The sequence below is a fragment of the Methylomarinum vadi genome (assembly GCF_000733935.1).
Taxonomy (GTDB): Bacteria; Pseudomonadota; Gammaproteobacteria; order Methylococcales; family Methylomonadaceae; genus Methylomarinum; species Methylomarinum vadi.
This window is the reverse complement of record NZ_JPON01000001.1, coordinates 1,799,651-1,813,439: the sequence shown is the minus strand read 5'-3', so window position 1 is coordinate 1,813,439 and position 13,789 is coordinate 1,799,651. Positions and strand designations below refer to the sequence as shown.

The following is a 13,789-nucleotide window of genomic DNA, read 5'->3' as shown; positions in this document are numbered from 1 at the left end:
GGTTTTTGGGTTTTGCCTGGTAGCGCTTTTTCAGTATGTTTTCGCGGTGACTAAGGCATGTTGGCCAAGACCTCGCAAACCAACAAAAAGGCCGTCGTATCTGGTGCCGATTATCAAGCGATTCGTGACTTTTTAAATCGATCCTCGGGGATCGTTCTGGGTGAAAACAAGCAGTATTTGGTGCAAAACAGATTGTCGCCGTTACTGAAAAAATTCGATTTAGCCTCGTTTGCCGATCTGGTTTCGGCATTGCAATCGCCGTTGGGGGCGGCTCGGCAAATTAGAAGCGCGGTGATAGACGCGATGACGACCAATGAGACGTTTTGGTTTCGTGACAATATGCAGTTCACCGTGCTCAGCCAATCCGTCTTGCCTGAATTGTTAAATCAGAAAACGGGGACGATTAAAATCTGGTCGGCGGCCTGTTCGACCGGTCAGGAACCTTATTCGATCAGCATGTGCGCGGAAGATGTTGTGCGTTCGGTCGGAAGAGGACGGAATATTCAGATCATCGGCACCGATATTTCCGAATCGGTGTTATTGGAAGCCCAAAATGCCGTGTATTCAGAACTGGCTTTATCCCGGGGAATCGAGCCGATGGACAGGCAGCGTTTTTTTCTGAAAATGCATGAAGGCTACCGGGTAAAGCCTGAAATCAATCAGCGCGTGCGCTTTCAGCAGTTCAACCTGCTGAAGCCTTTCTCGGTATTGGGGCGTTTCGATGTGATATTTTGCCGTAACGTACTGATTTATTTCTCCGATGATGTAAAGCGCGACATACTGCGGCGCATGGCCGGTGCGTTGGAGCCTGGCGGTTATCTGTTTCTCAGCACTACCGAATCCATGCCGGTCGGCTTAAAGGAATTCGAGCCGGTGAAGGGTGGCGTGCGTTATTTTAAAAAAGTGGGCTAACTATCCAGCATAAAAACTACTTTTCTATCGGTTGCTTGTTTCGGAAGATGCCAAAAATACGTCCCTTTTCGCAAATCACTGATAGTCATGGTGATTTTCTCTTCGAATTTAACTGATTAGTTATAAAGGAGGTTACACTTTTTCCTCCGGCTAAAGCTGCAATCGCCTTCCTTAATTAGGCGCAAAATAACCTAAACGACGAATTCTTGACGCCATGGTTTTTTAAACCAAGCCCATTATCATGAGAATAGGCCGGCGGCGAATTTTTGCCGCTTTGCCTTGAATGGCGGCAATCTTTTATCAACTTCTTGAATTGTTGAGAAGTTTCCAACGCTGTGATTGGCTTGCAATTACCGTTTCCTCTGTTAATTCCGTTAGAAATCAACAAAAAATCATTTCTGGTACATAAACTGCTTATTGTTTTTTGACAGAAACAAAGGTGGTAATTATGGCTATCAATTTCGATCAAGCCTTGGGGATCCATCCCCAGGCCTTAATGTTGCGGGAAAAACGCAGTGAATTGTTGGCGGCAAATCTGGCCAATGCCGATACGCCTAATTACAAGGCGCGCGATTTGGATTTCAAAGCGGTATTGGAAAATACCCGCAATACGCTCGAGGCTCAATCAATGGAGCGCACTCAGGCCGGACATATGGCGCCGGATAAACAGTTGCTCGGCGCGACGATGATGTACCGTAATCCGCAGCATGCTTCATTGGACGGCAATACCGTGGAGTCGCAAATCGAGCAGGCCAAATATGCGGAAAACGCGTTGCAGTACCAGGCTAGCTTGCGTTTCATCAACAGCAAGTTTTCCGGGCTCATGACGGCTATAAGAGGAGAATAACCATGTCTTCGATGAAAATATTCGACATCGCCGGCAGCGGCATGAATGCCCAATCGTTACGGCTGAATCTGGTGGCCAGTAATATTTCCAATGCCAACAGTGTCAGCAGCAGTATCGATCAAGTCTATAAGTCCAGGCAGCCGGTGTTTGCCGCCGAATTGCGCAACATCATGGAAAAAAATAACGCGGCCGGCGGGGTCAATGTGCTGGGCGTGGTGGAAAGCCAGGCGCCGCCGGTGATGGAATACGCTCCCAATCATCCCATGGCGGACAAGGCGGGCTATATCTATAAGCCCAATGTCAATACGGTGGAGGAAATGACCAATATGATGTCGGCGTCGCGTTCCTATCAGAACAATGTCGAAGTGCTCAATACCGCCAAGGATCTGATGTTGCAGACCTTGCGCATGGGACAATAGGAGGTGAATGATGGCTGTTAACGCATTGGATACATTTCGGGAACTGGGCCTGTCGACGGTTGAGAAAGCGAAAAAAGAGAACCAAAGTCTGCAACAGGAGCAGTTTTTGGAATTACTGACCACCCAGTTGACCCATCAGGACCCGCTCAAGCCGATGGAAAACGGCGAATTTTTGGGGCAGATGGCACAGTTCAGCACCGTTTCCGGAATTCAGGATTTGCAGGCCTCGTTCAAGGATTTCGCCAACTCGATCAGTTCCGACCAAGCTTTGCAAGCCGCTTCCTTAGTCGGCAGGTATGTCTCCGCGCCGACCAGCGAAGGTTTGTTGGGTGCCGGCGGCACCCTCAGCGGTAGTTTCGAACTGCCGGCGTCCAGCGCCAACGTTAACCTCAAATTTATCGATGCCTTGAGCGGCGAGGTGGTCAGGAGTATCGATCTCGGCAACCAGGCCGCTGGCGATGTGGCGTTTGAATGGGACGGCATGACCGGCAACGGAGATTTTGCCGACCCGGGGCTTTATAAGGTGCAGGTGGAGGCCAACCTCGACGGCGAAAACACCGTGCTGCAGACCCAGATCAAGTCGCAAGTCGAAAGCGTGACGATGGCGAACGGCAACCACGGCTTGCAGGTCAACCTGGCGGGGCTGGGGCCGATTAATTTCAATCAGATCAAACAGATTCTATAACAGGCAGGTGTGAAATGGCTTTTACGACAGCATTAAGCGGACTGAATGCCGCATCCAACAATCTGGCGGTGACCGGCAATAATATCGCCAACGCCAATACCACGGGATTTAAAAAATCGCGTTCCGAGTTTGCCGACGTCTATGCGGCCAGCTTGGGCGGCGTCAGTTCGATCACGCCCGGAGCCGGGGTGCGGGTGGCCAATGTCGCCCAGCAGTTCAACCAAGGCAATCTGCAATTCACCGATAATAATTTGGACCTGGCGATCAGCGGCGAAGGTTTTTTCGCCCTAGCCGCCAGCTCCAGTCCGAACGATATCAACGACCGGGTCTATAGCCGGGCCGGCGAGTTTAAATTGGACAAGGACGGCTATATCGTTAACAACCAGGGCCAGGCTTTGCTGGCGTATAGGCCGAATGGCACTGAAATCGCGGATGGTTTCAGTACCGGGGTTTTGCAAACGATACAAATCAACACCATTTCCGGACAACCCAATCCGACCGATCGGATCGATTTGACGGTCAATCTGGATTCTGAGGCAACGCCCATTACCAGACCCGCTCCAACTGATACGTTCGATCCGGAAAATAGCGACCAGTATTCTTATCAAACCTCCGTGACGGTATACGATTCCTTCGGCAGTCCGCACATTATGACGGCCTACTTTGCTTACCGAGGAAATATCGATAACGATAGTAATGGCAGTGATGAACCCACCTGGGATGTCTATCACTATATCGATGGTACGCTTGTTCCACCGGATGATGGTTCGGGTAGTGACTATGCGACGTTGACGTTCGACCCGGTAGGAAATTTATTGACACCGGCTAATAATGCGGGGGTCGTTGATGGGTTGGTTGATTTACAACCTTATAATATTTCGCCCGCGACAGGAGCGAATCCAATAAATATCGATAATTTGAGCTATGCCGGTTCCACGCAATTCAACCAAAAATTCAGCGTCAATACCCTGACGCAAAACGGCCTGCCGGCCGGTCAGTTGACCGGTATCGATATCGATGACGAGGGGGTTATTTTCGCCCGCTTCAGCAACGGCGGTTCCAGAACATTGGGACAGGTCGCCTTGACCCGTTTTGCCAATCCGCAAGGTTTGTCCAAGCTGGGTGACACGACCTGGGGACAAAGTGCCGATTCCGGCGAGCCGGTGGCGGGCGAACCCGGTGCCAACAATTTCGGTTTGATTCAATCGGGATCGTTGGAGGCGTCCAACGTTGAAATAGCTGCGCAATTGGTCAACTTGATCGTCGCGCAACAGGCCTATCAGGCCAATGCCCAGACGATCACCACCGAAAACACCATCATGCAGACCATTCTGAATATTTAACCGAGTGGGGAACGGCTATGGACCGCAGTCTTTATATCGCGATGAGCGGCGCCAAGCAGACGTTGCTGGCGCAAACGGCCAACGCCAATAATCTGGCCAATACCCAAACCACCGGTTTCAAGCAGGATTTCGAGCAATTCCGCGCCATGCCTGTGTTCGGGCCGGGTTATCCGACCCGGGTGTATGCGATGACCGAGCGGCCGGGCTCCGATTTGAGCGTCGGACCGATGCAGACCACCGGACGCGACTTGGATGTCGCGGTCAAGGGGGACGGCTGGCTGGCCGTTCAAGGCAAAGGCGGAACCGAAGCGTATACGCGTGCGGGCGATCTGCGCGTGACCCCGCAAGGGCAATTACAGAACGGCGCCGGCCAGCAAATCTTGGGTCAGGACGGTCCGATTGCAATTCCGCCTTACAATAAAATCGACATAGGCCGTGACGGCACTATCAGTATCGTGCCGCAGGGGCAAAATGCTGCCACCCTGGTCGTGGTCGACCGGATCAAGCTGGTCAATCCGAACCTGGCTAATCTGGAAAAACGCGATGACGGGTTGATGTATTTGAATCAGGGCCGGCCGCCCGAGGCGGATGCCGATGTCGTATTGGTCCAAGGAGCCTTGGAAGGCAGTAACGTCAATGCGATCTCCGCAATGGTGGATATGATCGAGCTGGCGCGTAATTTCGAATTGCAAACCAAAGTCATGAAGAATGCCGATGACAATGCGGCGGTGACCGCCAAGTTGATGCAAATGGCATAAAAAATGCAGTCTTTCTGATAAGACGAAAATTTGTCATCAGGAGGGCAATATGACAGAACGAGCACTGTGGGTAGCCAAGTCCGGTTTGGATGCCCAGCAAACACGAATGGCGGTTATTTCCAATAACCTGGCCAACGTCAATACCACCGGTTTCAAGAAGTCGCGGCCACTGTTCGAGGATCTGGTCTATCAGAATATCCGGCAGGTCGGGGCGCAATCGACGCAAAACACCGAACTGCCTTCCGGCCTGCAATTGGGTACCGGGGTCAGAACGGTGGCCACCGAGAAACTGCATACCCAAGGCAACATACAACAGACGGAAAATTCGCTCGATGTGGCGATCAGCGGTCGCGGTTTTTTTCAAATTCTGATGCCGAACGGCGATATCAATTACACCCGCGACGGTTCCTTCAAACTCAATTCCGACGGTCAGATCGTGACTTCCGGCGGCTTGGAATTGGAACCTGCCATCAACGTCCCGGCCGATACCATCAGTATCACCATCGGCCGCGACGGTACGATCTCGGCGTTGCAGCCCAACAATCCGACGCCGACGCAGCTGGGCCAGATCGAGCTGGCCGATTTCGTCAATCCGACCGGGCTGGAACCGATCGGCGAAAACCTGTTCCGGGAATCTGTCGCCAGCGGCCCGCCGATCGTAGGCATACCCGGCGAGGAGGAATACGGCAGTTTGTTGCAAGGTTCATTGGAAACCTCGAATGTCAATGTCGTTGAAGAACTGGTCAATATGATCGAGACGCAACGGGCCTATGAAATGAATTCCAAGGCGATTTCGACCACCGACCAGATGCTGTCCTTCGTCACGCAGCAACTCTAGACTAGGAGGCGATGATGAAAACCCGGAATTGTTTATTGTGGTTGTGTGTCGCTGGCTTGTTCGGCTGCGATACCCTGCCGAAACGCGATCCGAACTTCTCGCCGGTGCAACCGGCCGATTTGCGCCCGCCGCTACAAAGTAACGGCGCTATTTATCAGGTCAATTACGACATGCGACTGTTCGAAAACCATGCCGCGAGACGGGTCGGCGATGTTCTGACCGTGACGTTGAACGAACGGACGCGGGCGCAAAAAATCGCCGATCAGAATGCTGCAAAGGACAATTCCATCTCAGTCAGCGCGCCGACCCTTTGGGGGGTTGCCAGCCAGGCACTGTTGGGCCACGATCTGAAAACCAGTATGACTTCCTCGCATGAATTCATCGGCGAAGGAGAGGCCAATCAAAGCAACAGCCTGACCGGCGATATTTCGGTGACGGTGGTCGATGTGTTGCCCAACGGCAATCTGAAAATACGCGGTGAAAAGCGCCTGACGATGAATGACGGCAGCGAATATATTCGCTTGTCCGGCATCGTCAGGCCGCAGGATATCACCGTCAGCAATACCATCCCGTCGACCAAGGTGGCCGATCCGACCATCATGTATACCGGCGACGGTTCGGTGTCGGATTCCGGCAAGATCGGCTGGTTCGCGCGCTTTTTCCTGAGTCCGCTGTTTCCGTTCTAGGGGGCTGGAGATGAACAAGTTATTCGTTATTTTCCTCTGTTGTCTTATCTGGGTCTCTGAGGCGGTTCAGGCCGAACGCATCAAGGATCTGGCCGCCGTGGCCGGCGTGCGCAGCAACCAGCTGGTCGGCTATGGTTTGGTGGTCGGTTTGCCGAAGTTGGGAGATAAGACTAAATTTACCGGCCAAAGCTTGGTCAATATGTTGACTCAGTTGGGCATGAATTGGCCTCAAGGGGTCAATCCCAAGGCCAAGAATATCGCGGCCGTGGCGGTCAGCGCCGAATTGCCGCCGTTCGCCAAGCCGGGGCAGACGATCGATGTGACCGTGTCCTCAATCGGCGACGCCAAAAGCCTGCGTGGCGGAACCTTGTTGATGAGCCCGTTAAAGGGGGCGGACGGTAAAGTTTACGCCGTGGCCCAGGGAAACCTGGTGGTCGGGGGGCTCAGCGCTTCGGGCAGGGACGGATCGAAGATTACCGTCAACAATCCGACGGTGGGCCGCATTCCGAACGGAGCGACGGTAGAACGCAGCGTACCGACGCCATTCACGCAGGGCAATGCGCTGATTTTTAATTTGCATAATGCCGATTTCACGACCGCCAATCGCATGGTGGAAGCCATCAACCGAATGTTGGGGCCGGATACTGCGCGGGCGCTGGACGGCACTTCGGTCAAGGTCAGCGCGCCGGCCGATCCGTCGCAACGGGTCATTTTCGCGTCGATGATCGAAAACATTACAGTGCTGCCCGATGACGCGCCGGCCCGTGTGATTGTTAATTCCCGCTCCGGCACCGTCGTGATCAACAGCAAGGTCAGGGTACAGCCAGCCGCCGTGTCGCACGGCAGCCTGACAGTGACGATCAGCGAAACGCCGCAGGTCAGCCAACCGGCGCCATTGTCGCGCGGACAGACCGTCGTGACGTCGCAATCCGAAATCAGTGTCGAAGAGGAAGGGGCCAATCACATGTTCGTGTTCAATCCCGGCGTATCGTTGGATGAAATCGTCAAAGCGGTCAACGACGTCGGCGCGGCACCCAGCGATCTGGTGGCCATCTTGGAAGCCTTGAAGTCGGCCGGCGCATTGCGGGCGGAATTGATCGTCATATAAGGGGGGGAACGGGATGTTGAATGCACACAATGCCGATGTCTATACAGATTTCAACGGCCTGGCCAAATTGAAAACAGAAGCCAAAAGCAACAGTCCCGAAGCGATCAAGGAAGTCGCCAAGCAGTTCGAATCGGTGTTTTTGAATATGGTGCTGAAGAGCATGCGCCAGGCCAAATTGTCCGACGGTTTGTTGGATAACGATCAAAGCGAGTTCTACCAAGATATGTACGATCAGCAACTGGCCGTTCATTTATCGGGCGAGCCGGGGATCGGGCTGGCCGAGCTGATTGCCAGGCAATTGAGCCCTAAAGAGCAAAAACAGCAGGAGTCGATGGACGTCGAGGATTATCTGAACCGCTCGGTTGCGCCGGCCGTTAGGCCGCCCGTGAAACAATCTGAACAAATTCCGATCAGCGCTGTAAATTCCGCAGTAGACTCCGTCGAGGAAGCCGGCGGCCCTTCAGCGACATCGGACGCGGCGGTAAAGAATGTCAATGAGCGGCCGCTAACCAGTCAAGCGCAATTCGTCGCCCACCTGCGACCTTATGCCGAGCAGGCGGCGTCCGAACTGGGCGTGGATGCCGGCGTGTTACTGGCGCAGGCGGCGTTGGAAACCGGCTGGGGCAAGGCGGTGCTGAAATATGCCGACGGCAGCAGTAGCCATAATTTGTTCAATATCAAGGCGGACCGATCTTGGCGGGGGAATCAAGTCGGTCATAAAACGGTTGAATTTGCCGACGGCATCGGGCGGCAAGAAATGGCCGCTTTCAGGGCCTACGATTCGTATCGGGACAGCTTCAAGGATTATGTGCGTTTCGTCAAAGGCAATCCGCGCTACGCTAACGCCATGAAAATGGCGGGCAACCCGGAACGATATATGCATGAGTTGCAACGGGCCGGTTATGCCACCGATCCGACGTATGCCGCCAAGGTGATGCGCATTTACCATGGCCAGGCGATCGGTGGCGGAAGCGACGTGGTGGCGATGAAATGACGCGATATTTTGGGGCGGCGCTGAACGATGAACTTTTTATATCGATGGTAACAACATGACAACGGGAATATTAGGAACCGCATTGACGGGGCTGAAGGCCTTTCAGCGTTCGCTCGATACCACCAGTCATAATATCGCCAATGTCAATACCGAAGGCTATAGCCGCCAGCGGGTCGAACTGGGCACGATGCCGGCGCAATATACCGGTGCCGGTTATGTCGGTAACGGCGTCAAGATCGAAAACATCGCCCGCGTTTACGACCAGTTCATCAACAATCAACTGCGTTCCAGCACATCGGCTTACGGCGAAGCCGATCGTTATCGGCAATTGACCGAACAGATCGATAATCTGTTGGCCGATCCGACCACCGGCATGTCGCCGGCCATCAAAAATTTCTTTAATGCCGTCAACGAAGTGGCCGATGACCCATCTTCGATTCCGGCCCGGCAAGTCCTGCTGTCGGAAGCCGAGATTTTAACTCAGCGCTTCGCGACGATGAACGGTCGTTTCGGGCAAGTGCGCGAGGAGGTTAATCAGGACTTGAATGGCGTGGTCGACAACATCAACTCCTATGCGTCGGCGATCGCCGATCTGAACGTCAGGATCGCGGCGGAATACGGCCGGCCCGCCGGAGACCAGGTACCTAACGATCTGATGGACGAACGCGATCGCCTGCTGGTGAAATTGGGCAAGTTAGTCGATGTTTCCGTGGTTCCTACAAAGAGCAATATGGTCAGTGTTTTCATCGGCAAGGGCCAGTCGCTGGTATTGGACGGCACCTATAATCAATTGGCTACCCAGCAGTCCGACTTGGATCCCGAGCATTTGGAGATTGCTCTGAAGCAGCCAGATAGCACTACTCAGGTCATCACCCGGCAATTAAGCGGCGGCGAATTATCGGGGATTTTACGTTTTCGCGACGAAGTGTTGGACCCGTCGCAGCAACAACTGGGAGCGATCGCCGCCAGTATGGCGATGGAGTTCAATGCTGTTCATAGTGGCGGTTATGATCTCGATGGTAACGAAGGATTGGATTTTTTTGCCGGTATTGCCAATAAACCCGTACCGGTCATTGCCACGGGTAATACCGGTTCGATCTCGGTAAGTTACGATCCCGATCCGGCCGGTTTTAAAAATATTGCCGCCAGCGATTATCGGCTCGATGTGAGTGGCGCCGGGCCAACGTATACCCTGACCCGGCTGAGCGATAATACCTCGATTAATTTAACTATCGATGGTTCCGGTAATTTAACCGCATCCGGCTCTGACGTGTTGCCAGGTATTACGATCGCAACCGATGGCAGTCTGGCGGATGGTGATTCATTCCTGATCCGGCCAGCGTATTTTGCCGCCAAGAACATCGCGGTCGGTATCACCGATCCGCGCGATATCGCCGCGGCGACCAATATCGACGCGGATGGGGCCTCGGTGATTAACGGTCCGATGCCCGGCGACAATCGCAATGCGCTGGCGTTGGCCGGATTGGAGAACCAATTAGGGATGTTGGGGGGCACGGCGACATTCCAGGATGCTTACGAACAGATGGTGTCGGAGGTCGGCATGCAGGCCAATGAGGCGCGCATCAGCTCGTCCGCGCAGGAGACCTTGCTGAATAACGCCAAGGAATCCTGGAGCAAGGTGTCCGGCGTTAATCTGGACGAGGAAGCAGCTAATTTGATCAAGTTTCAACAGTCCTATCAGGCCGCGGCGCAAGTGGTCGCGATAAGCAATACCTTGTTCGATTCGCTCCTGAACGGCTTGAGGTAGGAGGAGGTATGAGAATTTCAACGACGTGGAGTCAACAATTAGGCGTCGATTCGATGCTGGCGCAGCAGGCCAAGCTGAACAAAACGCAAATGCAATTATCTACGGGATTGCGGGTGTTGACGCCGGCCGACGATCCGATCGCGTCGGTCAGAACACTGGACTTGCAGGAAAGTATCGACAAGACCGCGCAATACCAGAACAATATCGCCACGGCGCGGGCGCGCTTGAACATCGAGGAAGGCAGCCTGGAAAGCGCCGAAAATATCTTGTTCCGAGCCAAGGAGCTGACGATTCAGGCGTTGAATGCGCCGCTCAGCGAAAACGACCGATTATCGATCAAATACGAAATAGACCAACTGCTCGAAAACATGGTCGGTGTCGCCAATACCAAGAATGCCAACGGCGAGTATATTTTTTCCGGCGATTTATCCAATGTTCCCGCCTTTGCCTGGAACGGCGCTGCCAACGCCTATGTTTATCAAGGCGGTGTCAACCAGCGCACGCTGGATATCGCGCCGGAACGGCGGGTGGCCGACGGCGATCTCGGTTCGGACGTGTTCAAATTGGTTTCGTCGGTGAGCCAGGAAGGCGAGGCGGAATTCAAAGGCGAGCCGCTGGAGCAGCGCAGCATCATGGATACCTTGCAGACCTTGTCGGAGGCTTTGGCCGGAGAATACGACATACCCCGTGCTTCGATCGTCGGCAGCCGTTTTGCCCGTTACGGCGTGGATTACTCGGTGAACAGTACCTCATTTGATTTGACCGTTACCGACGCTGTAAATGGCACTTCCAGCAGCGTGACCGTAACCTTGCCGAATGATCCAGCCGATACCGGCATCTATCAGAACCTCGATGAGGTGGCGGCCGCTATCAATAAGCAGTTGGATGGTTCGGGCATGCAGGCGATCGCCAACGGCAATCAGCTGGAATTTGTTTCGACGGAAGGGGGGCAGGCCTACACTATTTCTATATCCGAAGATAGCGGCAGTTTTTTAACGGATTTTGGATTCGACAATGGCACTACCGGAACGGGGGCCGACCTGGGAGGCGTGATCACCGGAGGAGCTGGCGAGTTCGGGTTCCCTGCGAGTTATGTTGGTTCTCCATCATCCTTCGAACTAGTGGCTGGCGACGGAACTGCGATGGAAATTACGTTGGGTGGTTCATATAACAATTTGAACGATTTGGTTATCGATATTCAGACTCAGCTAAATGCACCACCAATGGATGGACAAATAATCATAGACCCTGATGCCAATCCTTTGTCATTTATCGCGGCCAGCGACGGCTCTCCAGCCTCGGTAACGATCAATGACATCAGCGGGACATTCCTGGAAGATGCCGGTTTCAGCGATGGGCAAACCAGCCGCGTCTACGATGTTACCCTAAACGATGTGTTGAGCGATCTGGATACAGGCCTCGAAAACCTGTTGAAAGCGAGAACCAGCGTCGGGGCCCGGCTCAATGCGCTGGATGATCAGGAAAACCAGAACGACAAGTTCACCCTGGACATGAAATCCACATTGTCGGAAATCCGAGATCTGGATTACGCCGAGGCGATCAGTCGTTTCAACCTGGAAAATACCGCACTGCAAGCGGCCCAGCAGGCTTTTTCCCGGGTACAGAATCTGTCCTTGTTCAATTACATTTAAAGAACTGTTCTCAGTTCCCGCTCGATATTCTGCATGTAGCGCTGGATGTGCGACTCGAATAGCGGCGTTATCTCGGTAAATTCACAGCCGATGCGTTGCCCTTTGTCGGGTTTGTCCGGATTCAGGTTGAATTTGTTTTTGATGACGAAGGAAACATTTTCTTCCTCGCCGTCGTGCAAATGTAATGTACAATTTTCGAATTCCGCGGTGGGGATTAGATCCTTGGACAGCTTCAGCTGTTCGTTGATGATGGCGAAACCGGAAATGCTGATATCCATGAGTTTGAAGCGGATGATTTTTTCGCTATTGTCTTCTTCATTAGTGAACCCGATTGCGCAATAACTGTTATGAGCGAGGGGAACCTTGAGGCGATAGAATTTTCTTCGCTGCATCCAAAATATGGCATCGGGAATGGGCATGGTAAATACGGCATGGCCATCAATGCGGGTCTTGGCGATTTTATCGGCGCTGAAAGCCACCTTGATGCCGTCTAATTCCGTGCGAAATTCCTTGTGCTCGGATTTCAGCAATAGTTTGTTCAAGTATTCCTTGGGGCCGTAATCTAGGATCAGCAAATTTTTTTTCGGATCGATATCGACAATCGTGGTAATGAAGGAATCGTTGTTGTCGCCAAAATGCGCCGAAAGCAGGCATTTCTTTTTCAATAAATGGCTCAGATAGCTATGTATGCGCTTCGGATTGTTGACGAAAAAAGCGGAATCGGTATCCATAGAGATAAGCAAATATATTACATGCAGACCAGCCCGGTATTGTAAAATATTTACCTTTTTGTTGCATGATTTAAAAAGGTTGTTAATCGATGGGGTGGTTATTATTGTTCATTGCCGGTTGTTCGGAAATTATATTTGCCTTGAGTCTTAAATATAACGAGGGCTTTACGCGCTTATGGCCCAGTATCGTCACCATGATTTCCGGTGGCGCGAGTTTCTATCTGCTGATGTTATCGCTGAAAACGCTGCCTGTCGGCACCGCTTATGCGGTTTGGACCGGAATGGGCGCGGTCGGTGTCGCGATCCTGGGCATTATTTTATTCAAGGAATCCGCCGAATTGGTGCGCTTGGCCTCCATCATGATGATCATTATCGGTATCGTCGGTTTAAAACTGACGCATGTAGAATAATGCTGCATTTGATCGTACAGGCGCCGATCGAGAGTGCCGTCTTGGCACGCATCGATGCCGGCGACGCCGTGGTTTTTCAACAGCGCGCCATATGGAACGTCATGGCAGGACATGTTTTGCAAGAACGGCTCCAGCGTTTACTGGAAAACAATTGCCGATTGTATGTTTTGCAAGACGATATGGAAGTTAATGGTATCAAGCCGGAGCAGTTGATAGAAGGAATAGGAATAATCGATTACCAAGGATTGGTCGAATTGTCGGTGGCCAACAAGGTGAGCAAAACATGGTATTGATGGTCGACGGTGTCGAACTGGAAACGACCGAAGAAGGTTTTTTATGCGATTGGCGGCAGTGGAACGAGAAGGTGGCCCAAGCCATCGCGCAACGAAATGACATCGAAATCAGCGACGCGCATTGGGAAATTCTATTTTTTATTCGCGATTATTATCAACGCTTCAAGCATTTGCCTAACGCCCGTGTTTTCACCAAGGCAATCCGAAACGAATTAGGCGAGGATAAAGGCAATAGCCGCTATCTGCATAAGTTGTTTCCGGAAGGCCCCCTCAAATTCGCTTGTAAATGCGCCGGTTTGCCTAAACCGCCTACCTGTTTGTGAGTGGTTGGAGTTGGAGTATATT

Annotated in this window: 16 protein-coding genes; 15 read left to right on the top strand and 1 reads right to left on the bottom strand. The window is 52.7% G+C overall.

Annotation, left to right across the window (positions count from 1 at the left end):
- Positions 1–57: 57 nt before the first annotated feature.
- The 12 genes from EP25_RS0109190 (at position 58) to flgL (ending at position 12,010) form a co-directional block, all read left to right on the top strand.
- The gene (locus EP25_RS0109190) at positions 58–912 is read left to right on the top strand and encodes a CheR family methyltransferase (RefSeq protein ID WP_031433594.1); all 855 of its coding nucleotides are present in this window, start codon (positions 58–60) and stop codon (positions 910–912) included.
- A 448-nt stretch (positions 913–1,360) separates the two neighbouring features.
- Entirely contained in the window at positions 1,361–1,759 is a 399-nt protein-coding gene (gene flgB / locus EP25_RS0109175) for a flagellar basal body rod protein FlgB (RefSeq protein WP_031433593.1), read from the top strand.
- 2 nt (positions 1,760–1,761) lie between these two features.
- Entirely contained in the window at positions 1,762–2,178 is a 417-nt protein-coding gene (gene flgC, locus EP25_RS0109170; protein WP_031433592.1) for a flagellar basal body rod protein FlgC, read from the top strand.
- A 10-nt stretch (positions 2,179–2,188) separates the two neighbouring features.
- A complete protein-coding gene (locus tag EP25_RS0109165) occupies positions 2,189–2,863 on the top strand; it encodes a flagellar hook assembly protein FlgD (RefSeq protein WP_031433591.1) in 675 nt (224 codons plus the stop codon).
- Positions 2,864–2,877: 14 nt separating this feature from the next.
- A complete protein-coding gene (gene flgE, locus EP25_RS0109160; RefSeq protein WP_031433590.1) occupies positions 2,878–4,206 on the top strand; it encodes a flagellar hook protein FlgE in 1,329 nt (442 codons plus the stop codon).
- Positions 4,207–4,223: 17 nt separating this feature from the next.
- Positions 4,224–4,964 (top strand): flagellar basal-body rod protein FlgF, encoded by a 741-nt coding sequence (flgF, locus tag EP25_RS0109155; RefSeq protein ID WP_031433589.1) that lies wholly within the window; start codon positions 4,224–4,226, stop codon positions 4,962–4,964.
- A 49-nt stretch (positions 4,965–5,013) separates the two neighbouring features.
- On the top strand, positions 5,014–5,802 hold the full coding sequence (gene flgG, locus EP25_RS0109150; protein WP_031433588.1) for a flagellar basal-body rod protein FlgG: 789 nt from the start codon (positions 5,014–5,016) through the stop codon (positions 5,800–5,802).
- A 14-nt stretch (positions 5,803–5,816) separates the two neighbouring features.
- Entirely contained in the window at positions 5,817–6,488 is a 672-nt protein-coding gene (locus EP25_RS0109145) for a flagellar basal body L-ring protein FlgH (protein WP_031433587.1), read from the top strand.
- Between the two features lie 10 nt (positions 6,489–6,498).
- Positions 6,499–7,596 carry a flagellar basal body P-ring protein FlgI gene (locus EP25_RS0109140; RefSeq protein WP_031433586.1) on the top strand — a complete coding sequence of 366 codons (1,098 nt, stop codon included), beginning with the start codon at positions 6,499–6,501 and terminating at the stop codon, positions 7,594–7,596.
- A gap of 13 nt (positions 7,597–7,609) precedes the next feature.
- A complete protein-coding gene (flgJ, locus tag EP25_RS0109135) occupies positions 7,610–8,590 on the top strand; it encodes a flagellar assembly peptidoglycan hydrolase FlgJ (RefSeq protein ID WP_031433585.1) in 981 nt (326 codons plus the stop codon).
- A 55-nt stretch (positions 8,591–8,645) separates the two neighbouring features.
- Positions 8,646–10,358, top strand: a complete 1,713-nt coding sequence (flgK, locus tag EP25_RS0109130) for a flagellar hook-associated protein FlgK (RefSeq protein WP_031433584.1) — start codon at positions 8,646–8,648, stop codon at positions 10,356–10,358.
- Between the two features lie 8 nt (positions 10,359–10,366).
- Positions 10,367–12,010 carry a flagellar hook-associated protein FlgL gene (gene flgL / locus EP25_RS23870; protein ID WP_084190999.1) on the top strand — a complete coding sequence of 548 codons (1,644 nt, stop codon included), beginning with the start codon at positions 10,367–10,369 and terminating at the stop codon, positions 12,008–12,010.
- Here the strand turns inward: flgL and EP25_RS0109115 are convergent.
- On the bottom strand, positions 12,007–12,741 hold the full coding sequence (locus tag EP25_RS0109115) for a flagellar brake protein (protein ID WP_031433583.1): 735 nt from the start codon (positions 12,739–12,741) through the stop codon (positions 12,007–12,009). The two genes, flgL and EP25_RS0109115, sit on opposite strands and share 4 nt — an antisense overlap.
- A gap of 89 nt (positions 12,742–12,830) precedes the next feature.
- Here EP25_RS0109115 and EP25_RS0109110 point away from each other — a divergent pair, with 89 nt between their 5' ends.
- The 3 genes from EP25_RS0109110 to EP25_RS0109100 are packed head-to-tail and all read left to right on the top strand — an operon-like array spanning position 12,831 to position 13,767.
- A complete protein-coding gene (locus EP25_RS0109110; RefSeq protein ID WP_031433582.1) occupies positions 12,831–13,151 on the top strand; it encodes a DMT family transporter in 321 nt (106 codons plus the stop codon).
- Positions 13,151–13,444: a DsrH/TusB family sulfur relay protein gene (locus EP25_RS0109105; RefSeq protein WP_031433581.1), complete on the top strand. Its 294-nt coding sequence runs from the start codon at positions 13,151–13,153 to the stop codon at positions 13,442–13,444. Before EP25_RS0109110 ends, EP25_RS0109105 begins: the two co-directional genes overlap by 1 nt.
- A complete protein-coding gene (locus EP25_RS0109100; RefSeq protein WP_031433580.1) occupies positions 13,435–13,767 on the top strand; it encodes a TusE/DsrC/DsvC family sulfur relay protein in 333 nt (110 codons plus the stop codon). The genes EP25_RS0109105 and EP25_RS0109100 overlap by 10 nt, the downstream gene beginning before the upstream one ends.
- Positions 13,768–13,789 lie beyond the last annotated feature (22 nt).

Excerpts from the sequence above, each read along its gene's own strand:
- flgF (WP_031433589.1), top strand. The coding sequence starts at position 4,224 with ATGGACCGCAGTCTTTATATCGCGATGAGCGGCGCCAAGCAGACGTTG.
- flgK (WP_031433584.1), top strand. The coding sequence starts at position 8,646 with ATGACAACGGGAATATTAGGAACCGCATTGACGGGGCTGAAGGCCTTT.
- flgB (WP_031433593.1), top strand. The coding sequence starts at position 1,361 with ATGGCTATCAATTTCGATCAAGCCTTGGGGATCCATCCCCAGGCCTTA.
- EP25_RS0109190 (WP_031433594.1), top strand. The coding sequence starts at position 58 with ATGTTGGCCAAGACCTCGCAAACCAACAAAAAGGCCGTCGTATCTGGT.
- EP25_RS0109140 (WP_031433586.1), top strand. The coding sequence starts at position 6,499 with ATGAACAAGTTATTCGTTATTTTCCTCTGTTGTCTTATCTGGGTCTCT.
- flgJ (WP_031433585.1), top strand. The coding sequence starts at position 7,610 with ATGTTGAATGCACACAATGCCGATGTCTATACAGATTTCAACGGCCTG.
- flgL (WP_084190999.1), top strand. The coding sequence starts at position 10,367 with ATGAGAATTTCAACGACGTGGAGTCAACAATTAGGCGTCGATTCGATG.
- EP25_RS0109105 (WP_031433581.1), top strand. The coding sequence starts at position 13,151 with ATGCTGCATTTGATCGTACAGGCGCCGATCGAGAGTGCCGTCTTGGCA.
- EP25_RS0109165 (WP_031433591.1), top strand. The coding sequence starts at position 2,189 with ATGGCTGTTAACGCATTGGATACATTTCGGGAACTGGGCCTGTCGACG.
- flgE (WP_031433590.1), top strand. The coding sequence starts at position 2,878 with ATGGCTTTTACGACAGCATTAAGCGGACTGAATGCCGCATCCAACAAT.
- EP25_RS0109100 (WP_031433580.1), top strand. The coding sequence starts at position 13,435 with ATGGTATTGATGGTCGACGGTGTCGAACTGGAAACGACCGAAGAAGGT.
- EP25_RS0109145 (WP_031433587.1), top strand. The coding sequence starts at position 5,817 with ATGAAAACCCGGAATTGTTTATTGTGGTTGTGTGTCGCTGGCTTGTTC.
- flgG (WP_031433588.1), top strand. The coding sequence starts at position 5,014 with ATGACAGAACGAGCACTGTGGGTAGCCAAGTCCGGTTTGGATGCCCAG.
- EP25_RS0109115 (WP_031433583.1), bottom strand. The coding sequence starts at position 12,741 with ATGGATACCGATTCCGCTTTTTTCGTCAACAATCCGAAGCGCATACAT.
- EP25_RS0109110 (WP_031433582.1), top strand. The coding sequence starts at position 12,831 with ATGGGGTGGTTATTATTGTTCATTGCCGGTTGTTCGGAAATTATATTT.
- flgC (WP_031433592.1), top strand. The coding sequence starts at position 1,762 with ATGTCTTCGATGAAAATATTCGACATCGCCGGCAGCGGCATGAATGCC.